Here is a 24,111-nt window from a genome sequence, read left to right on the forward strand (position 1 = left end):
AGACTTGAGAACCGCGTTGGTCACCGGCGGCAGCGGCGGGATCGGAAAAGCGTGCGGTCGCAAGCTGGTCGAGTTGGGCTACGACGTGGTGCTGGCGGCGCGGCGCGAGGCTCCGTTGCGCGCGGCCGCCGACGAGATCGGTGCGCGCCATGTGGTAGCCGATGCGTCCGATCCAAACGGATTCGCGCCCGCCGCAAGCGCATTGGCGAGCATCGACCTCGTCGTCCATGCCGCCGGCACGCTGGGCGGGACGTACGCGCGCAAGCAGACGTTCGAGCAATGGCGGACCATCATCTCGGCCAACCTGGACTCGTGCTTCGTGGTGACCGCCGCGGCGCTGCCGAGGATGCACCCGGGTTCGCGCTTCGTGTTCATCTCGTCGTCAGCGGCGCACGAGCCGATGATGGCCCGGACCGCCTACTCGGCGTCGAAGGCCGGCATGAACGCGTTCGCACGGGCCTTGGCGCTGGAAGTGGACCGAGACGGCATCAGCGTCCACATCGTCACGCCGGGGCCGGTCGAAACCGACATGCTTTCCGAGGTTCCCTTCGAGATGTACGCGATCCAGGTGGCCGACGTGGCGGAGGCGGTCGCCTGGCTCGACACCGTCGACCCGTCGGTCGACCTGCCGGAGATCCGACTCAGCGCGGTGCGGCGCGGCCCGTTCGCGCGGCCGCCGGTGGTGCCTACGGAAGCCCGGCGCCGGCGGCAGCGAACGCCTTGATCACCGTCTCGCCGAATTCGTGCAGGGACTCGGGGACGGCGAAGTCGGCGAACCACACATAGAACCGCTCGACGCGCTGGGCGGCCAGGCCGGCGAAGTGTGCGATCAGTTCGTCGGCATCGCCGCAGACCAGCCCCGAACCCAGGTTGCCGAACCGCCGCGTGCTCACCTCACGCACCTTGTCAGAGTCGCCGCACGCCCGGACGAAGCCGACCATCTGCTGAACAGAGAGCCGGGCCGTGCCGGCCCCCGGGGCCAGCTTGGGCAATTTGTCGAGATGGTTCGCCGGCAGATTCCACCAATCCGCGTAGCTGCGAACGAGTTCCATCATCTTCGGACCGGTGCCACCCAGAACCAGCGGTATCGGATGAGACCTTCGCGGCGCCTGCGCGGGCCCGCCGGTTCGCCCGTCGTCGCCCCAGTACTGCCTGATCAAGTCGAGGTGGCGCCCGAGTTGCTCGACCCTGGCCACCGGATCCTGCTGACCGACATCGAATCTGGTGAACTCCGCGGGCCAGGACCCGGCACCGAGACCGAGATCGAATCGGCCCTCCGACGCATCCGACAAGGTGACGGCCTGTTTGGCCAGCACGGCGGGGTGGCGAAAGGCGTCGCACAGCACCAGGTGGCCGATCCTCAGCCGCTCCGTCTTGGCCGCCACCCAGCTGGCAATGCCCATTGCCTCCCAGATGCTTTCATCGGGCAGGCCCGGTGCCTCGAGGTGATCGATGAACGCCATGCCGTCGAAGCCGCTGGCCTCGGCATGGCGCGCCCGGTCCACGATGTCGGCCGCCGACAGCCGCACCTGCGGCAGGAACAGATACCACTCGACCATGCATCCACCTATGCGTATGTTCCCTGCGATTGCGAACGAGGCCGCTAGTTTACTATTTTTATTATGTTAGGGGTCTTATGGATGTCGCACTGAATTCGGAGCAGCTGTCGCTGCGCGACACCGTGCGTGACATCCTGCGTACCGAGTGCCCGGCGGATTCGGCTCGCCAAGCGATGACCGACCCGGAGCGGTGGCGCACGCTGTGGAAGACGGTCGTCGATCTCGGCTGGACGGAGCTGGCCGCCCCCGGGGCCGGCGACTACGGACCGGTCGAGCTCGCTGTGGTGCTGGAAGAATCCGGCCTCGCAATAGCGCCGATCCCGCTGCTGAGCAGCATAGGGCTGGCCGCGGGCGCGTTGCGGGGCACGGGCCTCGACGCGGTGCTCGACGACATCGCGGGCGGTGTCGTCGCCACTTTGGCCGTGCACGCCAGGGGATCTCGACTGCCAGGGGTGCCGATGACGCTGCGCGGGGGACGGCTGCGCGGACGAGCGGTCGCGGTCCCCAACCTGTCCCGCTCGGAGCTACTCGTGACGCTGGCGCACTCCGATGACGGCACAGTGGTGGCGGTGGCGCGCTGCGGTGACGGCGTCACCGTGGTCGCGGGCGAATCGACCGATCCCGCGCATCCGCTGGCGGACGTCGAGGTCGACGCCGAACCGTTGGCCACCGCACCCGTCGAGGTCGAGACGGCGTTGACGGTGCCGCTGGTGGCCGTGGCCGCCGACCTGGTCGGCACGGCGAGCGCCGCCTTGCACCGCGCCGTCGAGCACGCGAAGACGCGTCGCCAGTTCGGCACGCCGATCGGCGCGTTCCAGGGGATCAAGCACGCGCTCGCCGACAACTACGTCGGATTGGAGCGCGCCCGCAGCCTCACCTACGCCGCGGCCGCCCGGCTGGGCGATCCGGCCACCGCGACCCCGGATGCCTGGACCACCGCGGCGCTCGCCAAAGCGGCGGCCGGCGAGGCGGCGGCCAATTGTGCGAGGACGGCGGTCCAGGTGCACGGCGCGCTCGGGCAGACCTGGGAGCACGACGCCCACCTCTACGTCCGCCACGCCTGGCAGGCCGCTGCGATGCTGGGAGACAGCCGCGCGCTCTACCACGAGGTGGGCCGCCGTTTCGCCGGAGGCGCGGCATGACTGCGGTGGTCGACGAATTCGGCGCGTGGCTGACGGAATTTCTGCCGAGGGACTATCACGAGAATTATCGCGAGTACCGCTGGGACCTGAAGCTGCGGCGCGACTACCAGCGAGCGGCCTTCGAGGCCGGATGGATACAGCCGACCTGGCCGCGCGAGCACGGCGGCCGATCGCTGGGTCTGCGCGATGCGATGGAGGTCCGGATCGAGGCGGCGCTGCGGTCGGCGCCCAAGCTGCCCAACATCGCCGGCCCCAACGTCGCCGCGCCCGGGATCCGCCAATTCGGCACCCCGGCCCAGATCGACCGCCTCCTGGCTCCCCTGCTGCGCGGTGACGAATGGTGGGCGCTGGGAATGTCCGAGCCGGAAGCCGGATCCGATTTCGCCGGCCTGCGCACGCGCGCCGAGCGCGACGGCGACGCGTTTCGGGTCAACGGTCACAAGATCTGGACCACCCAAGCCCACGAATCGCGGTGGTGCACCCTGTACGCCCGCACCGACCCGGAGGCGCCGAAACACCGCGGCATTTCCTGCCTCATCCTCGACCTGCACTCGCCGGGGGTGCGGATCGAGCCCATCCGCATGGCGTCGATCTCCGACGAGACGTTCTGTGAGGTCTTTCTCGACGACGTCGAGGTGCCCGCGGAAAACCTGCTGGGACCATTGCACGGCGGCTGGAACGTCGCCTTGTCCTCCCTGCATCACGAACGCCAGATGATCTGGATCATGAACTGGGTCGAGATCAAGCGTGGACTTGACTCGGTACGCGGGGCGCAGCCGACGGCGGATATCTGCACCGAGCTGGGTTCCCTGCTCGCGGACGCGGAAGCGCTGCGGGCCACCGGGTACCGCTCCCTGGGCAACGAACTGGCCGGACGACCGAGCCCCGAAGCAGACACCATGAAGCTACTCGGATCGGTCACCTTGCAGCGTGTTTGGGAGCTCGCCGCTGTCGCCGAGGGAACGCAGTCGGCAACTGACCCGGACCTGCTGTTCGAACGCCAGGATGCGCTGGCCGCGACCATCTACGGCGGGACCTCGGAGGTCCAGCGCAACATCATCGCCGAGCGGCTGCTCGGGCTGCCGAAGGGATGACGACGATGGATTACGACCTCGGCGACGACGCCGCGCAGCTGCGAAACCACCTGCGCGAGCTGGTGGCCCATCACATTCCCGCCGAGTTCCTCGGGGCCTGCACCGAGAACCCCCGTGATCTCGCCACCACCGAGACGTTCTGCAAACTGCTGGCCGCCGAGGGCCTGCTGGCGCTGGCCTGGCCGAAAGAGCATGGCGGCGGCGGCGGTTCGGTGTGGCAGCAGACGGTGCTGCGGGAGGAGATGTGGGCCCAGCACGAGCCCCGCGGTCCCCAGTACATGGGGATCAACTGGGTGGGCCCCGCGCTGATGCGATACGGAACGGCCGAACAGAAGGCCAAGCACCTGGCTGCCATCGCCGCCGGCGACGTCATCTGGTGTCAGGGCTTTTCCGAGCCCGAGGCCGGCACCGACCTGGCCTCGCTGCGCACCCGCGCCGTACCGGACGGGCACGGTTGGCGCATCACCGGGCAGAAGGTGTGGACGTCGTACGCGCTGATGGCGTCCTGGTGTGTGCTGGCGGCGTGCACCGACCCCGAGGCCCCGAAACCCAAGCGACTCACCCTTTTTCTGATTCCGATGGACCGGCCCGGCTTCACCGTCCGGCCGATCGGGTCGATGCTGGGACCGCACCACCTCAACGAGATGTTCCTGGACGACGTGCAGGCGTTCCCCGGCGACGTCCTCGGGGAGGTCGGCGACGGCTGGCGCGTCATGCGCGAAGCGCTGGCGTTCGAGCGGGTGGGCATCGCCCGGTACGCGCGGTGTGAGTCGCTGCTCGAGCGGATGCGCGCCCTGCTCGGCGACGACTGGGACGCGCTGCCGGAATCGCTTCGCTCGCGGTGGGTGCGGGCGCTCGTCGATCTGCGGGTGGCCCGGCTGCTGGCCTATCGGGCGGTATCGCTGCAGGACGACCCGGCGGCCGGCGCGGCCGCGAGCGCGGCCCGCATCGCCACCACCACATGCGACCAGCAGGTCGCCGAACTGCTTTTCGACGTGCTGGGCCCGGTCGCGCTGGACAGCGGCACCGGGGCGGCACTGCACGGGGCGATCGAAGACCATTGGCGTTACGCACAGGCGGCCACCGTGGCATCGGGCACCATCGAAGTGCAGAAGATGTTGGTGGCCCGGGACGTGTTGGGAGAACACCGGTGAAAACCGATTTGCCACAAGACATCAGCGATTTCGCCTCGGTCGCCGCCAAGCGGCTGGCCCGGCTGGGCGGGCCACAGGCGGCGTTGCGCGCCGAGACCGACGACGGCGTCCGGGACGCCGCGCGCACGGCGCTGAGTGAGGTCGGCGCGTTCGAGCTCGATGTCCGGTCGGCGCCCGATGACCTGCTGGCCGCCGCCGTGCTGTGCCGGGCCGCCGGCGCAACCGTGTTGCCCTATCCCCTCGTCGAAGAGTTGTTGGCGATCGACGGCGCCCGCCTGGCCCTGGTCAACCCCGAGGCACCCCGCATCGACCACGGCGACCTGCCCGGTGATTGGGTCGCCGCCGACGTGGACGGCACCCGGTACCACCCGCGGCCGGGGTCGCGGACCGCCGCCAAACTCGGGCCGTTCCTGGTGCCCGCTGCCCTCGGCGCACCCGATGGGAGCATTCCGGCCGGCGACGTTAGCCTTCACCTCGTGCTGGGATCATGGCGGATTCTGGGATCGGTGCAGCAGGCGCTGCAGGTGGTCACCGATCACGTGCGCGCCCGCATCCAGTTCGGTAAGCCGCTGGCGGATTTCCAGGCCGTCAGGTTCGCCGTCGCCGAGGCCGCCGTCGCGGTACGCGGGCTGCACGAATTGGCCAAATTCACCGTCTGCCGTCCGGAATCCCTGCCGACGGCGATTCGTTCGGCGGACGCACTCGTGTTGCGGCTCAAGGCATCCGACACCGCGCGGCAGGTGTTGCGCACCTCGCACCAACTGCTCGGCGCCCTGGGCTTCTGCGATGAGTCCGACGTCAGCGTGCTGGATCGGCACACCCAGCCGCTCATCCGCCTGCCGCTGGGTACCGAGGCGCTCGCGTTGCGCCTGATCCCCGGCGTCCCGGACGGCTCCTTCGAGACACTGTTCAGCGGGCCGGTATCGGCATGACGCGCGCCGTCGACGATGCAGAACAAAGTGATGGGGAGGAGCGGCGCTGATGAGCACCGAACCGATCGCGGCCGAGGGGACGGCCAACCCGTTAGCCGACGGGATCCCGTTCGGGGCCAAGCTTCAAGAGCTCGCCGAGCAGCGTCCCGGTGACGTCGGGGTGACCGTCGTCGCCCTGGACGGCACCGCGCAGTCTCTGACATTCGGTGAGCTCGACGCCCGCGCCAACCAATGGGGCCGCGCGTTGGCCGCGAACGGCGCCGAGATCGGTTCCCTTGTCGCGCTGGCGATCCCCAACTCGGTGCACCTGGTGCTGGCCACGCTGGGGTGCTGGAAGATCGGCGCGGTTCCCGTCCCCATGCACTGGGACCTGCCCGAGTGGGAACGCGACAGGGTACGCGAAGTGATCGATCCCGTCGTCGTCGTCAACGAGGCGAACCGGTGGCGGCTCGAGGAACAGGCGGCGGGCGAGCCCGCCGATGCCCTGCCGGAGGCCGTCTCCCCCAACGTCAACGGCATCTGCAGCAGCGGGTCGACCGGCGTGCCGAAGGTGATCCTCAGCCTGGCGCCGTCGCTGTGGACCCCCCAGCACGGCGAGCCGTTCCTGTCGAACTGGACGCCGGTCGCTCAGCCGCAGACCATCATGGTGCCCGCGCCGATGTACCACACCAACGGCTTCGCCACGCTCTTCTTCCTGCTGGCGGGCGACCATTTGGTGATACTCGAAAAGTTCGATTCCGCATTGGCTTTGGATGTCATCGAGCGCTTCCGGGTCACCAACTTCACGGCCACGCCCACGATGCTGGCGCGAATCGCCGCCCGGCCCGACGTCCGGCGGCGCGACCTGTCCAGCATCGTGTTCATCCTGCAGGGCGCCGCCGTGATGCCGCCGTCGCTCATGCACACCTGGTTCGAACTCTTGAGCCCCGAACAGGTCGTGTCGGCATACGGCATGACGGAGAACCTTGGGCTCACCGCCCTGCGCGGCGACGAGTGGCTCGCGCATCCGGGCAGTGTCGGCCGCGGCTTCCGGGAAACGGAGGTGCGGATTCTCGACGCCGGCGCGAGACAGCTTGGCCCCGGGGAGCACGGCGAGATCTACCTGCGCGCACCGATGAGCGCGGGATCCCGCTATGTCGGCGGCGCCGCGCCGCTGCCGACGACCGACGACGGCTTTCGCTCCGCCGGCGACATCGGCTACCTGGACGAGGACGGCTACCTCTACATCGTCGACCGCCGCGTCGACATGATCGTCACCGGCGGCGCGAACGTGTTTCCGGCGGAAGTGGAATCGGCCTTGGCCGGCCATCCCGGGATCGCCGATGTCGTCGTCATCGGCTTGGCCGACCCGCAATGGGGCCGCCGGGTGCACGCGGTGGTGCAGCTGGCCGACGGCGCGGCGCTCACCGAAGACGACGTGGTCGAGTACGCGAAAAACCGGCTGGCCCACTACAAGGCGCCCAAAACCGTCGAGTTCGTCGACGCGATTCCCCGCACCGCGGCGACCAAGGTCAATCGCTCGGCGATGATCGAGGCCCGGGGCGGCTGACGGGGCCGGACTTCTCAGCCGACGGCGGTGATTCCGCTGTTGGAGATCGTGAACCCCCGACCCGATACGACGGTGCACGTCACGCCGGCGGTCTCCGACCGGCAGGTGAACGGGCCGGCGCCCTTCGCCTCGCCATAGCCGAGAGTCGGGGTGCCCTCCGGCGGGTTGGCCAGGCAGCTTTCGCCGGCGCAGCGCGACAGCGCCCCTGCGGGATCCATAGTCACCGACTGCGGCGGCACGATGCTGAAGCAGAACGCCGAGTCGGGGATGCCCCTGCGCTGGTAATCGATCTCGCAGCTGATGTTGCGCGACGGCGACAGGAAGGCCACGTAGTTGTCCGGGCCCGCGGCGGCCGGCGGCACCAACAAGACGATCCCGACACCGAGCACGATTGCTGTGGCAGGCAGCGCTTTTCTCAACACATGCCAACCGTGCCACAGCGGGGCAATCGGCGGACCGATTTACCGGATCGGTTCGTCGCCGAGCACGGTCGTGCGCAGCATCTCCCGCTGCGAGTCGGGATCGTAGGGGGCCGCGCGGTGGAGCACTCCGCGGTTGTCCCAGATGACTGTGTCCCCAACCGACCATTTGTGGCTGTACACCTTGCCCGCACCCGTGGCCCGCTCGAGAAGTTCGTCGAGGAGCGCGCGGCCCTCGTCGAGGTCCATGCCCACTACGTAGTCGGCCGACGCGCCCAGCACCAGCGACTTGCGGCCGCTGCGGTGCGTCCACACCAACGGGTGTTCATGGGTGCTCCGGGACCGCCAGCGGGCCACCTGCTCCGGACCGGCGTCGGGGTGGGCGCGCCGCTGCGATGCCTCCAGGGAGTGCACCACGCGCAGCGAGTCGAAGCGGCGCTTCTCGTCGTCGGTCAGTCCCTCATAGGCGGCGTAGGAGTTAGCGAATTCTGTCTCGCCGCCCCAGTCGGCGACGTGCACGGCGGACAGCACGGTGGCCTTCTGCGGGCACGCGTCGTCGAGCGGCGTGCAGCCATCGATGTGCCAGTCGAACGTGGCCTTCAAGATTTCCGCCGAGGAGTTCTTGGCCGGGTTCAGCGAGATCGGATAGATGCCGGCGACCGGGTGATGGCCGTCGGCGGAGTGATCGACCTCGCCCAGCAGACGACAGAAACCGACCTGGACCTCCGGGTCGAGCCGCAGACCGCGGAACACCAGAACCCCGTTGTCCTCCAACGCATCCAGGACCGCCGCACCCATCGGGTCGTCGGGGCCCAGGCGCGCCGGGTCGAGGCCGGTGACTTCCGCGCCGACGGACGCGGTGAGCTTGGTGATGGTGAGCAGACTCATGGACCTGTCCTTCCTACTCAACGCCCGGGTTCCCTCAGGGCGTCGGCTCGACGGTGCGGGTCATGACCGCGTCAGCCGCGCTGACGGGCGCCGGTTGGTGCATGATCTCCACCGCCATCGCGACCATGATCACCGAATAGATCATCTGCAGCAGGTTGAGCGCGTCGTCGGGCAGGTCGTCGAGCGGGAACTTGTCGCAGTACTCGATGGCCTCCTCGAGCCGCGGGAAGAACGCATCGTAGAACTCGTGCATCTCGGGCATCGTGCTGGCGAGCCGGGCGTTCCATCGTTCGGTTTCGGTTGCCAGACACCACTTGTGGGCATAGCTCTCGAGTTCGGCGAACGCGGTGGGCAGCATGGCATCCGTCATCGGGTCACACTCCCGCCGAGGCGCGTTCGCGCCGGTAGGCGTCGACCCAGTCGACGACGACCTTGTGCAGGTGCCGTACCAGGATTTCCTGGTCGTTGAGTGGAAACCCATCGACGATGCCGTATTCGAGGGCTGCCTGCGTGCCACCGAGCATTCCCGCGTCCTGCAAGGCAAACTCCTTGAGCACCACCGACGCCACCTCGTGCTCGATCCGTTCGCGCACGTTGCGGGCGGGGTGAAAGTACGTATACGCCTCGAAGCGATGCGTGTTGTGCGAGGTGGGCCAATACCGGTAGAGCAGATACCAGCCGCCGTAGATCAATACCTCGATGTTGGGGAAGATCTGGAAATTGCTGATGCCCCAGGGCTCGATGCCGCCCGGGTTGACACCTGCCGGTAGCGCACCGATATCCGGTGTGCGCCACGGGCCGACCAGTCCGCTCTGCGTGGCGCGCTCGATCGGGTACATGTACTCCGGCGGCAGCAGCCAGCGCCGCCGCCCGGCGGTCGACACCAGCCGGTGTGGGCCGTCGAGCTGGAAGTGCCCACAGGTGAACCCGGCGTTCGCGTCGCGCACGTCCGGCGGCACCTGTTGCGGATGCAGGGAAGGTACGTGGTAGTACTCCTGAAACGCGTCGGCGAAGATCTTCCAGTTGCTGTTGTTGTGCGCCACCCACGCGTAGCGCTCGGTCAGTTTGTCGAAGGGGTAGCCGTCGAGACCGGTGACCATGGGCCCGAGGAATTCCCGCAGGCTCTGCCGGGGTTCAGCGTCGAGGTTGATGAAGACGAACCCGTTCCAGACGTCACAGTGCACGGGCCGCAGTCCGTACTCGGACGGGGCGAGGTCGAAGAATTCCGCCTCCTGCTGCACGAATGTCAAGGTGCCCTCGAGGTCATAGCGCCACCCGTGGTACTTGCAGGTGAACTGCCGGCAGGTGCCTCGGGTCTCTTCGGCGGGAAAGTCGTTCCACACCAGCTTGTTTCCCCGGTGACGGCAGACGTTGTAGAAGGCGCGGATGCGCTCGTCTCGACCCTTCACCAGAATGACCGAACTCCCGACCACCTCGATCTCTTTGGTGAGGTAGCTGCCGACGCGCGGCAATTCCTCGACCCTGGCGACGTTGAGCCAGGCGCGCTTGAAGATCGCCTCGCGTTCGAGTTCGTAGAACACCGGCGAGGTGGAATCGCCGAATGACACCGGGGCCGTGCCCAGTTCCGGATAGTGCTCGGTCCAGGAACCCTCCGCGGGCCTGCCCGACCGCGTCATCTCAACCTCCTGCCCGGCGTCACAGCACCGCACCGCCGTTGACGCCCAAGACCTGACCGGTGATGAACCTGGCCTCCTCCGAGCACAGGAATCCCACCGCCGCGGCGACGTCCGCACCGGTGCCCAGGTAGCCCAGCGGAATGTTGGCGGCGATCTGCTCGTTGGACGGCAGATATCCGGCGGCCTGACCCCGATGCTGCATCGGCGTCTCGATCCCCGACGGCGGAATGTTGTTGACCGTGATCCCGTGCGTCGCGTACTCGCGCGCGAGCGACTTGGTCAAGGTGATCACCCCGCCTTTGGATGCGGCATAGTGGGCGGCGAAGGGCGAACCGCGCTGAGCGCTCGATGACGAGATCATCACGATCCTGCCCCATTTCGCGTCGACCATGTCCGGGAGCGCGAGTTGGCAACAATGGAAGGTGCCGGTCAGGTTGACCTCGACGATACGGGCCCAGGATTCGGCGGTGATGTCGGCGAAAGCCGCGAAATCGAAGAGCCCGGCACTGGTCACCAACACCGTCACGGCGCCCAGTTCGCTGCGGACCTTGGCGAAACTCTGCTCGAGGGCCGGCCGGTCGGTCACATCGGCACTCACGCCGATCGCCGTGACGCCCTCGGCCCGCAGGTCCTCGGTGACACGTTGCGCCGCCGGCTCGTCGACGTCGAGAACCGCGACCTTGTGCCCGCGCCGCCCCAGCTCATGGCAGGTGGCTTCGCCCATGCCCGAGGCCCCACCCGTTACCACGGCGACCCGGCTCATCGAAGCTCCATTCACTCGTAGACCACACGCACCGCGCGGCTCGTCGGCAGCGCCTGGCAGGTCAGCACCCAGCCGTCGCCGACCTCGTCCTCGTCGAGCGCGTCGTTGTTGAGCATCCGGGCGCTTCCCTGTGTCAGCCTCGCCATACAGGTTGCGCAGGAGCCGGTTTCACAGGAAGACGGTGCGGCCAGACCCGCCATGCGGGCGGTCTGCAACAACGTGTCGCCGGCGTTATAGGACACCGTGATGGTGCGCCGGTCCAGTTCGATGGTCACTTCCTCCGTCACGTCCCCAACCTGCTCAGGCGACTCCGCCCCGGTGGTCGCGGTGGGTTCTGACATCTCCCGAAGAATATCAACTACTTGTCATTAATATCAAGTACTAGAGATCCGCCGGTCAGGTCTCCACGTGATCGTTGAAAAGCTCGTGGCCCGTGCCCTTTTCCACCACGCGGCCCAGCAGTTCACGCAGCGTCCGCTGCTCCTGCACGGTGAGGACGCCGAACACCTCCTCGTGCGCGGCGATCGCATCGTTGACGACCGTTGCGGCCACGTTGCGCCCCTCCCCCGTGAGGTAGGCTCGCAGAATCCGCCCATGCTGGGGGTCTCGCTTCCTTTCCACCAGGCCGCGACGTTCCAGGGCGGTGAGCGCGAGTTGAACCCCCTGCGGGCTGATCAGCAGTCGTCGGGCGAGTTCGGCACCGGAAAGGCCTGGCTCGTTCGCAAGTTGGCGTAACACGCCGATCTGGGCGGTGCTCACGCCGTGCACGCGCATCGCGTCGTTGATGGTGGTCAGCGAGTAATAGAACGCCTGCTTGAGCAGCCACAGAAGGTTATCGGTGAGTTCCATCGCGGCCTTCCTGCTTGAAGATTTCGCCGTTCTTCATGACGAACGGCACCGTGAGGGTGGCGTCGATGTCGCGCGAGGGATCACCCGGCACGGCGATGATGTCGGCGAGGTAGCCGGGCGCCAGCCGACCCAGCTCGGCGCCGGCGTCGATGAGCTCGGCGGCCACCACCGTCGCGGCCCGGATCGCTTGCATCGGTGTCATCCCACGCCGCACCAGCGCGCCGAGCTCCTTGGCGTTGTCCCCATGCGGGATCGCCGGCGCATCGGTGCCGCAGGCGATCCGTACCCCAGCGGCAATTGCCTTCGGCAGCATGGCTTTCGCCCGGGGAAACACCTCTTCGGCCTTCTTGCGCAGCTCCGGCGCGATCCGGTCCACCGCCATCGCCTCGGTCAGGTACGTGGTGGAGACCAGGAAGGTGCCGTGGTCGACCATCATCTGGATCGTGTCGTCGCTCGCCAGGAAGCCGTGTTCGATGCAGTCGATCCCGGCGCGGATGCACGCTTGGATCGCGCTGTCACCGACGGCGTGCGCGGCCACCCGCACCCCGGCGCGGTGGGCTTCGTCGGCGATCGCGGCGAACTCGGCGTCGGAGTATTGCTGGGCGCCCGGGGCGGTGCTGTGAGACATGACCCCGCCTGAGGCCGACACCTTGATCAGCTTGGCGCCGTGGCGGATCTGGTAACGGACACAGGCGATCACGTCCGGCACGCCGTTGGCGATGCCCTCCGCGACCGTCAGCGGCATGATGCCGGGCGCCAGCCGCTGGAACACCGTGGGATCCAGGTGCCCGCCGTAGGGGGTGACGGCATGACCGGCGGGGTGGATGCGGGGTCCGGCGTGCCAGCCCTGGTCGATGGCGCGCTGCAGCGCGACGTCGAGCAGGTACCCGCCCGTCTTGACCATCAGGCCCAGGTTGCGCACGGTGGTGAAGCCCGCGTCCAGGGTGGTGCGCGCATTGACCGCCCCGCGCAGCGTGCGGTAGGCCGGGTCGTCCTGGACGCCGTGCATCGGCGACGGGAGACCCTCGGGTCCGCCGGGCCCGCCGATCAGCAGGTTGAGTTCCATATCCATCAGTCCCGGCAACAGCGTCACGTCGCCCAGATCGACGACCATGGCCGAATCCGGAATGCCCCCTTTTGAATTGATCGCGGTGATGCGCTCACCCTCGACCACCACCACGGCCGGGGAGCGGACCCGGCCGTCGACCACGTCGCCCCAGCGCGCCGCCCGCAGAACGGTGGTTGTCATGGAACGGGCTCGGACACGCAATCCAGGGTGGACGCCCCCGAGTCGGGCACCCGGGGCTGCTTCCAGCACTCCACCGGAAACGACACCATGATCATCGAATACAGCAGGTGCATGAGATTCAGCACGTCGTCCGGCAAGTCGTCGAGGGAGAACTTGTCGCAGTACGCAAGGGCCTCTTCGGCCCGGGGCGTGATCGCGTCGTAGAAGGCCTTCATCTCCGCCATGGTGCTCGCCAGCCTCTTGGCGTAACGCTCCGGTTCAGTCGGCAGACACCAGTCGGCGAACTGCTCCAAGTCGGCGAATTCCCTTGGCAGCATGGACATCGTGGTCACACCCCCGCCGTGGAGTTGCGGCGATACCGGTCGATCCAAGCCGCCGTCTCCTTGTGCAGGTGTCGCAGCAGGATCTCCTGGTCGTTGAGGACGAACCGATCGATCACCCGCGACTCGATCATGCTCTGCGTTGCCTCGAGCGTATTGGCGTCCTGCAGGCCGTATTCCTTGAACGAGACGGCCGCGAGTTCCTGGGCGACGCGCTCGCGCGGAGTGCGCGGCCGCGGGAAGTACAGCGTTCCCTCGAAGATGTGGGAGTTGTAGGAGGTCGGCCAGTAATGGTAGGTCAGATACCAGCCCTGACCCCAGAACAGCATCACGAAGTTCGGGAACAGCTGAAACGAATCCAGGCCCCATGGATCGCATTTCGCCGGGTTGAGCCCGGGCGGCAACTCCCCCAATTCCGGCTTGTCCCAGGGACCGAACAACCCGCTCTGGCAGATGTCCTCGATCGGCTTGCGCATCTCGTCCGACATCTCCCACGCCCGCACACCCGACGTGCTGACCAACCGGTGCGGGCCTTCCAACCGGTAATGCGGGGCCTCGAAACCCGCCTCCGCGGCCGCCTTGGAGTACGCCGCCGGCGACTGGTTCGCGTGCAGCACCGGCGCGTGGTAGAACTCCTGGAACGCGTCCATGTAGAGCTTCCAGTTCGCCCTGACCTCCGAGCGATAGCACCACCGCGAGGTCATCTCGTCGAACGGATATCCCTCGAGCGCGGTGATCATCGGCCCCAGGAATTCTCGCAACGACTGTTCGGGCTGCTCGGCGAAGTTGACGAAGATGAACCCCTCCCACACATCGCAGTGCACCGGCACCAACCCGTAGCGGCCCTTGTCGAGGTCGAAGAACTCCTGCTCCTGCTGCACGAACGTCAGGTTGCCGTCCAAGTCGTACCGCCAGGCGTGGTACTTGCAGGTGAATTGCCGGCACACCCCGCTGGTCTCCTCGAGCGGCATGTCGTTCCACACCAGCTTGTTCCCGCGGTGACGGCAGACGTTGTGATACGCCTTGATCTCCCCGGATTTCGTGCGCGCCAGAATGATCGAGGTGTTGACAGCCTTGAGCTCCTTGGTGAAATAGCTGCCGGCACGCGGAAGTCGGTCCACACGGCCGACATTGAGCCAGGCGCGCTTGAAGATGGCCTCACGTTCCAGCTCGTGAATTTCCGGGCTGATGGAATCCTCGTACGAGACCGGGCCGGTTCCCAGCTCCGGGTAATGCTGGGTCCAGCTACCCTCCGGCGGCTTGGGGAATCGAGCCATGATCACTCCTGTCCGGTCTCACCGGGGCCAACGGCCGGCCGGCTGCGCGGAATTGCCGGGCGGCCACCGGTTTCACCGATTTCGTGGGGCTCCGTCGGGGCCGACGGTATATGCTCGACCGCATAATCGCAAGTAGTTGATATTGACGATGGGAGTCCTCGATGGATCGAGACCTTGGGGTGCGGATCGCTCCCGGGAGGTGCGTGCTGGCGCACGCAGACGCGTTCGACGTCATCTCCCCGCACACCGAGGAGCCCATCGCCGAGGTGGCCGCCGCGGGGCCGGCGGACGTCGAAGCGGCGGTCGGCGCCGCCCGCGCGGCCCTCGACCCGGGGCCGTGGGGCCGGACCGAACCCGCCGAACGGATCTCGGCCGTCCGGCGACTCGCCGACGTCTACGACCGGAGGCGCGCGGAGATGGCCGGCGTCATCACGGCCGAGATCGGCGCTCCGATCACCTTCGCCCAGCGCGCCCAGGTCGCCTTGCCCGCGATGATGATGCGCGCATTTTGCGACCTCGCCGAACGGCACACCTGGAAGGAGACCCGCGGCGGGTTCTTCGGCGCCGACGTGCACGTCCGCAAGGAACCCGTCGGGGTCGTCGCGGCGATCGTGCCGTGGAACATGCCCCAGTTCCTCATCGCCACCAAACTGGTGCCCGCGCTGCTCGCCGGCTGCACCGTGATACTCAAGCCCGCGCCCGAATCACCCTTGGACGCTTTGCTTTTAGCGGAGATGATCGACCAGATCGACCTTCCGCCGGGCGTGGTCAACGTGCTGCCCGGCGACAGCGCCGTCGGCGAGCTCCTGGTATCCCATCCCGGAGTGGACAAAGTCTCGTTCACGGGGTCGACGGCGGCCGGGCGCACGGTGGCGACCGCGTGCGCGGCCAACCTGACGAAGGTCAGCCTCGAACTCGGCGGCAAATCGGCCGCCATCGTCCTCGACGACGCGGGGCCCGAATCGGTTGCGGCCGGCGTGCGATCGGCGAGCCTGTCGAACAGCGGCCAGATCTGCAACGCGTTGACCCGCGTGCTGGTCCCCCAGCACCGCCACGAGGAGTACGTCGACGCTCTCGCCGCCGAGATGACGTCCCTGCGAGTCGGCGATCCCAGCGATCCCGGCACCCAGCTGGGTCCGCTGGTGTCCCGCCGACAACAGCATCGCGTTCGCGATTACATCCGAATAGGCCGGGACGAAGGCGCCCGGCTTGTCACTGGGGGGACCGAGATGCCCGACGGACTCGAGCGCGGCTGGTACGTGCGGCCCACCCTGTTCGCGTCCGCGGACAACGGCATGCGCATCGCGCGCGAAGAGATCTTCGGCCCCGTGCTCACCGTCATCCCGTACCGCGACGACGACGAGGCCGTGGCGATGGCCAACGACTCCGACTACGGCCTGGCCGGATCGGTGTGGACCGCTGACACCGATCGGGCCCTGTCGATCGCGGCGCGGGTTCGCAGCGGCACCCTCGGCATCAACCAGGGCTACACGATGGACCCGTTCGCGCCGTTCGGCGGCGTCAAGGGCAGCGGCTACGGCCGCGAGCTGGGCCCCGAAGGCATCGACAGCTACCTCGAAACCAAATCGATCGCGGTTTCGTCCTAACCCGTCACCCGCTCCCGGCGGTACTCGACAACCGCATCAGAATACCCAGTAAGGGTATCAGCCTTACACCGCGACACCACGGGACGTTCGCGCTATTCCTGAAACATACCTGGCAACATATTGATTCACGAATGAAATCGTCGTTCGTACAACTCAGCGCGCCTGCGTGGCATATACCCCCCGGGGGTGATAGCATCGCCACTGCTATGCGCCTGCAGACCGCCCAGACGATCCAGTGGCTGCGCTACACCACCGCAGTCCTGGCCCTTTTCTGGGCAGTCGGGGTCGCCGCGGGGTGCCATCTGCCCCACGTGGCCACATCGACACCCGGGTTGCCGTCCCACGCGGCGGCCGCCGCCGGCCGGGATTTTGCCACGCCGGCTCACCTTGCACCGGCCGGCGGCGACTCGTGCTCGCCGCTGGACCAGGTCTGCAAGCATGTGGCGCAGGCATGCTCCACAAGCGATCTGGTGGCGCTCGACATCGTCGTCGCGGTGATCGCGTTGGCCGGTGCACTGGCCGGCCCGGTGATTCGGGCACCGCGAGCCCCGCCGCGAACCGCCGGGTTCTCGTTTCGCTCGGGTCGAAATCTCCTGACCCGCTTCTGTATCGCTCGGATCTGATCGGTCAGCGTCAAGCCGTCGCGGGTTTTCCCGTCGGCCTGTTGCCGCTGCCCACATTCATCGCCGCAGGCGAAATCGCTACGGCGTTCACATCGAGAAACGAGAGATACATGAGTCTTGTCCTAGCTGCATATCGAATTAGTTCCGGCAGTGCCACTTTCGCGAGCCGACGGGAGGCGCGGTCATGACGGCGCACATGGACCGGCCGGGCGCGCTGGTGATCGGGGCGGGTGTCAGCGGGTGGACCACCGCGCTGGTGCTGGCCCGCCGGGGCTGGCGTGTCGTCGTGGCCGCCGACCGGTTCGGCGTCGACACGGTGTCGACCGTGGCCGGCGCGCTATGGGAATGGCCACCATCAGTGTGCGGCCGCCACCATGACCAATCCGTGCTGGGCCGTTCCGCGGAGTGGGCCCGGCACTCCTACATTCGCTTCGCCCGGCTCGCCGCCGACCCGCGAACCGGGGTGAGCCTGCGCCCGGCGGTGTTCTACTTCACCCGTCCGGTCGACGAGGACCCGGCCGAGCTGGCGAAGATGACCGAGGTCGGGCGGTTCGTACCCGGGTTCGTCCACGACCCCGAACTGATCGCCGCCCACGGCATCAGTCCCGACGCCGGGGTGGTGGACGCCTATTCCTACCTGGCGCCCACCATCGACACCGACTGGTACCTGGCATGGCTGGCCCGCCAGGCCGAGACGGCCGGCATCACCGTCGTCCGGCGCACCGTGCGCGGGGCGCTCGCCGAGCAAGAGGACGAGCTGCTGGCCGAGTTCGGGGTCGAGCTGATCGTCAACTGCTCGGGTCTGGGAGCGCGTGAGCTGGCCAACGACCCGACCGTGGTGCCGCACCGGGGCGCGCTCCTGAGGGCGGTCAACGACGGCAGTCACATGGCGCGCGTGACCGCAGCCCACGCGGTGGCCAACGATGCGAGCACCGCCAACCAGGACATGGTCTTCATCGTGCCCCGCGGGGCCAACCGGCTGTTGCTGGGCGGCCTGGTGGAGCCCGGGGAGTACGGCACCGACCTCAGCCTCGACGGCTATGCGCCGCTGCGGGAGATGCTGGACCGCTGCACGCGGTTCCTGCCGAGCCTGCACGAGGCCCGCCTGGACGCGGTGGACCCGGTTCGGGTCGGGTTGCGGCCATTCCGTGAAGGCGGCGTGCGGCTGCAGCTCGAACCGGGCAGCCGGATCGTGCACAACTACGGGCACGGCGGTGCGGGCGTCACCCTGTCGTGGGGCTGCGCTGACGAGGTTGCCCAACTGGCCGACGCCGTGCACGCGCGGCAGGGCGTCGCCTGAACTGACACGCGGACGGCGAAAGTCCGAAATTCCAGCATGACAACGGGATTCAGCCTCCCGTTGAAACCGAAAGGACCAAAACAATGATGACTATGCCCGCACCCGGGTGGGTGACGCTCTTGGCGTGGATTGCGACCGGACTCGGAGTGCTGTTGGCCGCAGCCATCCTCGCGGATATCTACGCGCGTGGTTATCGGCAGCCACTGCGCGCGATGGAGGCGGTCTGGCCGATCACCGCCATCTACGCCGGTCCGCTGGCGTGGTGGGCCTACCACCGCTGGGGCAGGCCGGCGACCCCGCGCTGGCAGCAACAATTCGGACGCGCGGGGGGACTGGGCCTGGCGGCGACGGCGGCCGTGCAGACGATTCCGGGTGGCGCGGTCTCCTTCGTCGGCCACATGATCGCCATGCCGTTGGTGATGTGGACCGGGATGACGATCGCCGGTCAGGGCGTCTGGCCGATGATGTTGCTGATTGCGGGTTTTGCGCTCCCGCTGCTGATCGCCTTCGAGTATCGCTCGCTGGCGCTGACCGGCCGGGACCAGTCCGTGGGCCGGCGACTGTGGGCGGCGTCGCGGATCTCGGTTCTCGCGATCGTCGCGTTCGACGTGGGCATGGGAGCCTCCATGCTGCTCGTCGCGTTCGTGTTGGGTTACTCCCCGGCGTCCATGGCGTTCTGGCTCGTCATGTGGGGCGGCATGTGGCTCGGGTTCGCCACCGCCTACCCGATGGTGTGGTGGCTGCTTTCCAAGGAGGCGACCACGGCGGAGTCCACGCCTGCAATCACCCGCACGCCACGGGTGGAGACGGCTCACTAGCCACCGGCGACCTCGAAAGCCGTTGAGGCCGCCGTTATTCCACACTCCGAGGACAGGCACCGGCGCCCGGCATCATCGTCAACCCGCCGATGGCGCCGAGGCCTGCTCCATTCCACGAGCGTGCCTGAGCATTGCTTTGGCCGCCCGCATCGACAACGCCGGCGATAGCCGCTCGAGGTACCAAAATGCCTTCCACCACGCGGGCACCACGATGATCGCGTCGCCACGCAACACGGCACGAAGCGCGCGCTCGGCAAATTTCTCGGGCGCCATCGGGTGTAGCCGCTCCCACATCTTGAGGATGTCCTCGTCGCTGATGCCTGCCAGGTCGGTCCGTCCGTACTTGCCGCCGGTGAGGATCGGGGTCCGGATGACGCCGGGGCAGAGCACCGAGACCCGCACCCCGTGGCGCTCGCCCTCCAGACGCAACGTCCTCGAGAGCGCAACCACGGCGTGTTTGGCCGCGGTATAGCTTGCCTGGCCGGCGGTTGTCATGAGGCCTGCCATGGAGGCGGTGTTCACGATATGCCCGCAGTGTTGCCGGATCATGATCGGATACGCCGCCTGGATACCGTGCACCACGCCGCGCAGGTTCACGTCGAAGACGTCGTTCCAGTCGTCGAGCGTGTATCTGTCAACCTCGCCGGCGACTCCGATGCCGGCATTGTTGAACAGGTAGTCGATCCGCCCGGAGTGCTGCACCGCCTCGGCGATGGCGCGCTCGAACGACGGGTAGTCGCGCACGTCGAGCTCGATCGCATGCGCCTTGCCGCCTCGGGTGTTGAGGCGTTGTGCGAACTCCCGCGCGGGGCCGATCTGCCGATCGGCGATCCAGACCTCGGCGCCCCGGTTGACCAGCTCGGCGACCAGAGCCGCGCCGATGCCGGACGCGCCGCCGGTGACGAATGCGACCTTTCCGGACACGCTCGCTGCCATTGCAGCAGCCTAAGCGCGGTAACCTCATTCTCATAGCGCGCGCCGCGCGGCGGAAGGGGACGAAGCGCTGATGACCGACCTTGGCGACGACGTCGAAGTGACGCGCGGCGACCGCTTCATCAAGACGGCCGTCGGGATCCTGGGGGAAACGGGGCGCACCGACTTCACCGTCCAAGAGGTAGTCACCCGCTCCAAGACGTCACTGCGTGCCTTTTATCAGCATTTCAGCAGCAAGGACGAATTGCTGCTGGCGCTGTTCGACCGGACTATCGCCCAATCGGTGCAGACCTGGCGCTCGGAGACCGACGGACTGGACAGCACCGCGGCACTGAAGCTGGTGATCGACCGCATCGGCCGGCAACCCGAGTCGAGCACCCAGGACAGCCTCAACCGCGCGTTGACGCTCTACAACCAGCATTTGGCCGAGACGCGTCCCCGCGACTACGCCCGGGTGCTCTCGCCGTTGCACCGGCTGCTTCGCGACATCGTGGGTCAGGGCATCACGGAGGGTGTCTTCAACCCGGGGCTGGACGTCGGGGCGGCCGCCGCCATCGTCATGCAGACCGTGATGGGTGCGCAGCGATTGCATTGGCTGGGAACGGAATTGAACGGAGCGCCGGTCGACGTCGGCCAACTCTACGACTTCTGCGGCCGCGCCCTGGGCATCCGTGACAGTGACGAACAACCGAGCCCGCCGTCGCTGGGCGAGCTGTTCGCCCAGATCGGCATGCGACCGGGAATGCGCGGCGGCGAATTCGCCATGACGATGCCGGTGAGCCCGGCCGTCGTCAACACCTCCGGCGCCCTACAGGGCGGCCTGATCGCAACCCTCGTCGACGTGGCGGGCGGGCAGTTCGGACTGGATCACCTGCGGCCGGGCACCACGATGACGACGGCGGACCTCTTCATCCGCTACCTGCGCCCGATCCGGCAAGGTTCGGCGTTCGCGGTCCCCCGGATGCTGCGGTCCGGGCGACGGGCGATGGTCATGCAGGTGGACATCTACGGCGAAGCCGACGACGAACTCGTGGCGACGGCGACCGTGAATTTCGCGGTCATCGACGGGCCGACGCCGAAGCTCCCTACCTGGCCGGGCGCGTAGGCGGCGACCACGAGCGTCGCGCCGGCGTGGCGGTCGCCACCGAACGCCACGCCGGCGTGCCGTTCGAGCGTCCGACCGAGGCCGCTGCGGCGCTACACGGGACCGGCGCCTAAGTGGTAACGTCATTACCACCCACCGAGAACCCCAGATTTCTCCCGAGGAGATCGCCATGCCGTCTCGCGAACTTTCCTTCCCCGTGTTCGACGCGGACAACCACATGTACGAACCGCAGGAGGCGCTGACCAAGTTCCTGCCGGAGAACCGCAAGCGCGTCATTGATTACGTGCAGGTGCGCGGCCGCACCAAGATCGTGGTGCGCGGCCACATCAGCGAGTACATCCCCAACCCCACGTTCGAGGTGGTGGCCCGCCCCGGCGCCCAGGAGGACTACTTCCGCAACGGCGCGCAGGGCAAGAGCTACCGCGAGATCCTCGGCGAGCCGATGAAGGCCATCCCCGCCTTCCGCGAACCGGGTGCGCGGCTGGAGGTCATGGACGAGCTCGGTATCGACTACGCCCTGATGTTCCCGACCCTGGCCAGCCTGGTCGAGGAGCGCATGAAGGACGACCCCGAGATGACGCACGACGTCATCCACGCGCTCAACGAGTGGATGTACGAGCAGTGGTCGTTCAACTACTCCGACCGCATCTTCGCCACCCCGGTGATCACCCTGCCGATCGTCGATCGCGCGCTCGAAGAACTCGAGTGGGTCCTGGAGCGCGGCGCCCGCACCGTGCTGGTCCGCCCGGCGCCGGTGCCCGGCTTCAAGGGCAGCCGGTCGTTCGGCCTCGAGGAATTCGACCCGTTCTGGCAGGCCTGCATCAAGGCCGAGATCCCGGTCTCGATGCACGCCTCGGACAGCGGTTACTCCGAGTTCGCGAACGTGTGGGAGCCCGGCGACGAGTTCCTGCCGTTCAAGCCGACCGCCTTCCGCAGCTTCGCGATGGGCCACCGGCCGATCCTGGACGCGATGGGGGCGCTGGTGTGCCACGGCGCGCTGTCGCGCAACCCGGAGCTGCGGATCCTGTCGATCGAGAACGGCGCCGACTGGGTGCCCGACCTGTTCAAGGGCCTCAAAGGCGTCTACAAGAAGATGCCCCAGTCGTTCAGCGAGGACCCCATCGAGGCGTTCAAGCGCTGCGTGTACATCACCCCGTTCTGGGAGGACCGGTTCACCGAGATCGTCAAGATGGTGGGCACCGACCGGGTGCTCTTTGGCTCCGACTGGCCGCACCCCGAGGGCTTGAAGGACCCGATTTCGTTCGTCGACGAACTCACCGACTTCGACGAGGAGGACGTCGCCAAGATCATGGGCGGCAACCTGATGAAGCTGATGAAGGTTTCCGCGCCGGCCAAGAAACCCGTCTCGGCCTAGCGGGACGAGGGGCACACGTCCGGCGGCTACATAGCCTCCTTGACGCCTCGGCGGATCAGCCAGACGTTCGCCGGCCACGCCGTCGCGAATCCGATGATCATTCCCACCTGCATCAGAAACCAGTAGGCGGCCGTGTTCGGGCGCAGCGGCGAGGACGGAAAGAGAACCAAGGACATCACGGCCATCCAGCCGAAGAGCCCGACTTCGAATGCCGTCAGGGACAAGACGTCGGCCTTGGCCGCCTCCACAAGGCCCTTGCGCAAGCCCAGACCCCGCATCGGGGCGATGGCGAAATACTGAAACAAGATGCCCAGCGTCAGCGCGGCGACATAGTCGCCGATGAACTCGGGCAACAGGGCGCGACCCAGCAGCTCCAATCCCAATGCGAACACGGCGAATTCGGCAACGATGTCGCCGAGCGTGCATCCCGCGCCGCAGTGACTGACCCCGATAGCCGTGGTGGCCCAGTTCGGCTTGTCCGGTGGCCGGTCGCGCTCGTGCTCGTGTAGCCATCGCTGGCTGTTCGGACGACCGTAGCGCCAGTACATCCACAACGCCAAGGGCCCGAAGTAGAGGGCGGTGACCGGCCAGACGGCCTCCATGATGCCCATCCGTTGCCGGTAGCCGCGGCCGTAGATGTCGAGGAGGATCACCAGTGCCGTGCCGAATTCCCAACGCCAAAGCGACCCATGAGATGACCGTCAACCACATTGGCGGGGCCATCAGAACGGGCCGTATGGGTCGACGGGCCGCCACCCGTGCGTACATGCGAGCATTAGTAAGTCTTCCTGCCGTTCAGCGGTTTTCGGGTCGGACGCCAACGAACCCCTCGGATCGTGCCCTACAGCAATTATTTACTACGTCATCTGTCGGGGCAAGGGCCGGTTGCGGAGTCAGGGAAGTTGGCAGCGAAGCTGGTTGGACGACGAGCTGCGTTCGCCGTGAATTCATTGGCGGGGTAACGAATCACGACCCGCCCGGCTGTGCGCAGAAGATGGTCGGCGCGCCTAGGCGGCCGGCCCATGGGGGTTGCCGCGATTGCCGAAGACCGAGACCACACCCTTGGTCTCGAAAAGCGCGAGCTGGACGTCGGCGGGCGTCCGGTGACCGTGCTGGCGCAAGATGGCATCCATGTCCTCGCGAGTCAGCCTGCACCGCAGCATATTTCGCTCGTCGAGTTGGCCGTCGCGGATGAGCACCCGCACCGGCGGATCGACTACTCTGCGCACCCACGGAATGAACCGCAGGCGCGCAACGATGTCGTGCGCGGCGATCAGCGTGATCAGCGCGGCGGCACCAGTCAGCCACGAGGTGCCCGCCGCCGTGGCGGTGCGACCGACGATGGCCCCGACCGCGACGGCCGTGATCCAATCGAATGGTGTGAATTCGGCGATGGTTCGCCGCAGCGTCAGCCGGAAAGCCGCTGCGGCGGTGAGGAACAGAGCCAGCGCCTTGACGGCCGCATACAGCGCCGGGCGCCACCCGTTGTACAACTCGAGTAACAGGCCGTTCATCACC

The 24,111-nt window shown here is 67.5% G+C and carries 24 protein-coding genes and 3 pseudogenes; 13 read left to right on the top strand and 14 right to left on the bottom strand.

Annotated elements, in window-relative coordinates; translation table 11 throughout:
• Positions 1–4 precede the first annotated feature (4 nt).
• Entirely contained in the window at positions 5–724 is a 720-nt protein-coding gene (locus BST44_RS01075; protein ID WP_083174449.1) for an SDR family oxidoreductase, read from the top strand.
• Here BST44_RS01075 and BST44_RS01080 read toward each other — a convergent pair.
• Positions 687–1,559: an LLM class flavin-dependent oxidoreductase gene (locus tag BST44_RS01080; protein WP_083174451.1), complete on the bottom strand. Its 873-nt coding sequence runs from the start codon at positions 1,557–1,559 to the stop codon at positions 687–689. The genes BST44_RS01075 and BST44_RS01080 overlap by 38 nt on opposite strands.
• A 77-nt stretch (positions 1,560–1,636) precedes the next feature.
• On the opposite strand from BST44_RS01080, the gene BST44_RS01085 reads away from it, so the two are divergent.
• From BST44_RS01085 to BST44_RS01105, 6 genes and pseudogenes are all read left to right on the top strand, one after another.
• Positions 1,637–2,701, top strand: a complete 1,065-nt coding sequence (locus BST44_RS01085) for an acyl-CoA dehydrogenase family protein (protein ID WP_083174452.1) — start codon at positions 1,637–1,639, stop codon at positions 2,699–2,701.
• Positions 2,698–3,321: pseudogene (locus tag BST44_RS31610) on the top strand (acyl-CoA dehydrogenase family protein); the annotation flags it as partial. The gene BST44_RS01085 and the pseudogene BST44_RS31610, both read left to right, overlap by 4 nt.
• A 60-nt stretch (positions 3,322–3,381) precedes the next feature.
• Positions 3,382–3,795 (top strand): annotated as a pseudogene (locus BST44_RS31615) (acyl-CoA dehydrogenase family protein); the annotation flags it as partial.
• A complete protein-coding gene (locus BST44_RS01095) occupies positions 3,792–4,949 on the top strand; it encodes an acyl-CoA dehydrogenase family protein (RefSeq protein WP_208619705.1) in 1,158 nt (385 codons plus the stop codon). The pseudogene BST44_RS31615 and the gene BST44_RS01095, both read left to right, overlap by 4 nt.
• The gene (locus BST44_RS01100; RefSeq protein ID WP_083174455.1) at positions 4,946–5,881 is read left to right on the top strand and encodes an acyl-CoA dehydrogenase family protein; all 936 of its coding nucleotides are present in this window, start codon (positions 4,946–4,948) and stop codon (positions 5,879–5,881) included. The genes BST44_RS01095 and BST44_RS01100 overlap by 4 nt, the downstream gene beginning before the upstream one ends.
• A 49-nt stretch (positions 5,882–5,930) precedes the next feature.
• The gene (locus tag BST44_RS01105) at positions 5,931–7,430 is read left to right on the top strand and encodes a class I adenylate-forming enzyme family protein (RefSeq protein ID WP_083174457.1); all 1,500 of its coding nucleotides are present in this window, start codon (positions 5,931–5,933) and stop codon (positions 7,428–7,430) included.
• A gap of 14 nt (positions 7,431–7,444) precedes the next feature.
• On the opposite strand, the gene BST44_RS01110 is transcribed toward BST44_RS01105, so the two are convergent.
• The 10 genes and pseudogenes from BST44_RS01110 to BST44_RS01155 all read right to left on the bottom strand — a co-directional run bounded on the left by BST44_RS01110 (position 7,445) and on the right by BST44_RS01155 (position 14,832).
• On the bottom strand, positions 7,445–7,852 hold the full coding sequence (locus BST44_RS01110; protein WP_244184698.1) for a hypothetical protein: 408 nt from the start codon (positions 7,850–7,852) through the stop codon (positions 7,445–7,447).
• Positions 7,853–7,891: 39 nt separating this feature from the next.
• On the bottom strand, positions 7,892–8,737 hold the full coding sequence (locus tag BST44_RS01115; RefSeq protein WP_083174461.1) for a TauD/TfdA dioxygenase family protein: 846 nt from the start codon (positions 8,735–8,737) through the stop codon (positions 7,892–7,894).
• 34 nt (positions 8,738–8,771) lie between these two features.
• Positions 8,772–9,107, bottom strand: coding sequence for a hypothetical protein (locus tag BST44_RS01120; RefSeq protein ID WP_083174462.1), 336 nt, complete (start codon positions 9,105–9,107; stop codon positions 8,772–8,774).
• A 4-nt stretch (positions 9,108–9,111) separates the two neighbouring features.
• Positions 9,112–10,374 (bottom strand): aromatic ring-hydroxylating oxygenase subunit alpha, encoded by a 1,263-nt coding sequence (locus tag BST44_RS01125; protein ID WP_083174464.1) that lies wholly within the window; start codon positions 10,372–10,374, stop codon positions 9,112–9,114.
• A gap of 19 nt (positions 10,375–10,393) precedes the next feature.
• Entirely contained in the window at positions 10,394–11,137 is a 744-nt protein-coding gene (locus tag BST44_RS01130) for an SDR family NAD(P)-dependent oxidoreductase (protein WP_083174466.1), read from the bottom strand.
• Between the two features lie 11 nt (positions 11,138–11,148).
• Positions 11,149–11,418 (bottom strand): annotated as a pseudogene (locus BST44_RS01135) (2Fe-2S iron-sulfur cluster-binding protein); the annotation flags it as partial.
• A 115-nt stretch (positions 11,419–11,533) separates the two neighbouring features.
• Positions 11,534–11,986, bottom strand: a complete 453-nt coding sequence (locus tag BST44_RS01140; protein ID WP_083174470.1) for a MarR family winged helix-turn-helix transcriptional regulator — start codon at positions 11,984–11,986, stop codon at positions 11,534–11,536.
• On the bottom strand, positions 11,970–13,235 hold the full coding sequence (locus tag BST44_RS01145; protein ID WP_083174472.1) for a metal-dependent hydrolase family protein: 1,266 nt from the start codon (positions 13,233–13,235) through the stop codon (positions 11,970–11,972). The genes BST44_RS01140 and BST44_RS01145 overlap by 17 nt, the downstream gene beginning before the upstream one ends.
• Positions 13,232–13,567, bottom strand: a complete 336-nt coding sequence (locus tag BST44_RS01150; RefSeq protein WP_208619706.1) for a hypothetical protein — start codon at positions 13,565–13,567, stop codon at positions 13,232–13,234. The genes BST44_RS01145 and BST44_RS01150 overlap by 4 nt, the downstream gene beginning before the upstream one ends.
• Positions 13,564–14,832 (bottom strand): aromatic ring-hydroxylating oxygenase subunit alpha, encoded by a 1,269-nt coding sequence (locus BST44_RS01155; RefSeq protein ID WP_083174747.1) that lies wholly within the window; start codon positions 14,830–14,832, stop codon positions 13,564–13,566. The genes BST44_RS01150 and BST44_RS01155 overlap by 4 nt, the downstream gene beginning before the upstream one ends.
• A 161-nt stretch (positions 14,833–14,993) precedes the next feature.
• Here BST44_RS01155 and BST44_RS01160 point away from each other — a divergent pair, with 161 nt between their 5' ends.
• From BST44_RS01160 to BST44_RS01175, 4 genes are all read left to right on the top strand, one after another.
• On the top strand, positions 14,994–16,439 hold the full coding sequence (locus BST44_RS01160; protein ID WP_244184699.1) for an aldehyde dehydrogenase: 1,446 nt from the start codon (positions 14,994–14,996) through the stop codon (positions 16,437–16,439).
• Between the two features lie 206 nt (positions 16,440–16,645).
• Positions 16,646–17,062: a putative copper homeostasis (lipo)protein LpqS gene (lpqS, locus tag BST44_RS01165; RefSeq protein ID WP_083174476.1), complete on the top strand. Its 417-nt coding sequence runs from the start codon at positions 16,646–16,648 to the stop codon at positions 17,060–17,062.
• A gap of 184 nt (positions 17,063–17,246) precedes the next feature.
• Positions 17,247–18,362, top strand: a complete 1,116-nt coding sequence (locus BST44_RS01170; protein WP_083174478.1) for an FAD-dependent oxidoreductase — start codon at positions 17,247–17,249, stop codon at positions 18,360–18,362.
• Positions 18,363–18,454: 92 nt separating this feature from the next.
• Positions 18,455–19,180 carry a DUF4396 domain-containing protein gene (locus BST44_RS01175; RefSeq protein WP_244184700.1) on the top strand — a complete coding sequence of 242 codons (726 nt, stop codon included), beginning with the start codon at positions 18,455–18,457 and terminating at the stop codon, positions 19,178–19,180.
• A 78-nt stretch (positions 19,181–19,258) separates the two neighbouring features.
• Here BST44_RS01175 and BST44_RS01180 read toward each other — a convergent pair whose 3' ends face one another.
• Positions 19,259–20,116 (bottom strand): SDR family NAD(P)-dependent oxidoreductase, encoded by an 858-nt coding sequence (locus BST44_RS01180; protein WP_083174482.1) that lies wholly within the window; start codon positions 20,114–20,116, stop codon positions 19,259–19,261.
• A 70-nt stretch (positions 20,117–20,186) separates the two neighbouring features.
• On the opposite strand from BST44_RS01180, the gene BST44_RS01185 reads away from it, so the two are divergent.
• Together BST44_RS01185 and BST44_RS01190 are read left to right on the top strand one after the other, a co-directional pair.
• The gene (locus tag BST44_RS01185; protein ID WP_083174484.1) at positions 20,187–21,218 is read left to right on the top strand and encodes a hotdog fold thioesterase; all 1,032 of its coding nucleotides are present in this window, start codon (positions 20,187–20,189) and stop codon (positions 21,216–21,218) included.
• Positions 21,219–21,387: 169 nt separating this feature from the next.
• The gene (locus BST44_RS01190) at positions 21,388–22,593 is read left to right on the top strand and encodes an amidohydrolase family protein (protein WP_083174486.1); all 1,206 of its coding nucleotides are present in this window, start codon (positions 21,388–21,390) and stop codon (positions 22,591–22,593) included.
• Between the two features lie 26 nt (positions 22,594–22,619).
• Here the strand turns inward: BST44_RS01190 and BST44_RS01195 are convergent, their stop codons facing one another.
• Together BST44_RS01195 and BST44_RS01200 are read right to left on the bottom strand one after the other, a co-directional pair.
• The gene (locus BST44_RS01195) at positions 22,620–23,246 is read right to left on the bottom strand and encodes a DUF4396 domain-containing protein (protein ID WP_208619707.1); all 627 of its coding nucleotides are present in this window, start codon (positions 23,244–23,246) and stop codon (positions 22,620–22,622) included.
• Between the two features lie 354 nt (positions 23,247–23,600).
• The gene (locus tag BST44_RS01200) at positions 23,601–24,107 is read right to left on the bottom strand and encodes a DUF421 domain-containing protein (RefSeq protein WP_083174488.1); all 507 of its coding nucleotides are present in this window, start codon (positions 24,105–24,107) and stop codon (positions 23,601–23,603) included.
• Positions 24,108–24,111 lie beyond the last annotated feature (4 nt).

Source organism: Mycobacterium scrofulaceum (genome assembly GCF_002086735.1).
Lineage (GTDB): Bacteria > Actinomycetota > Actinomycetes > Mycobacteriales > Mycobacteriaceae > Mycobacterium > Mycobacterium scrofulaceum.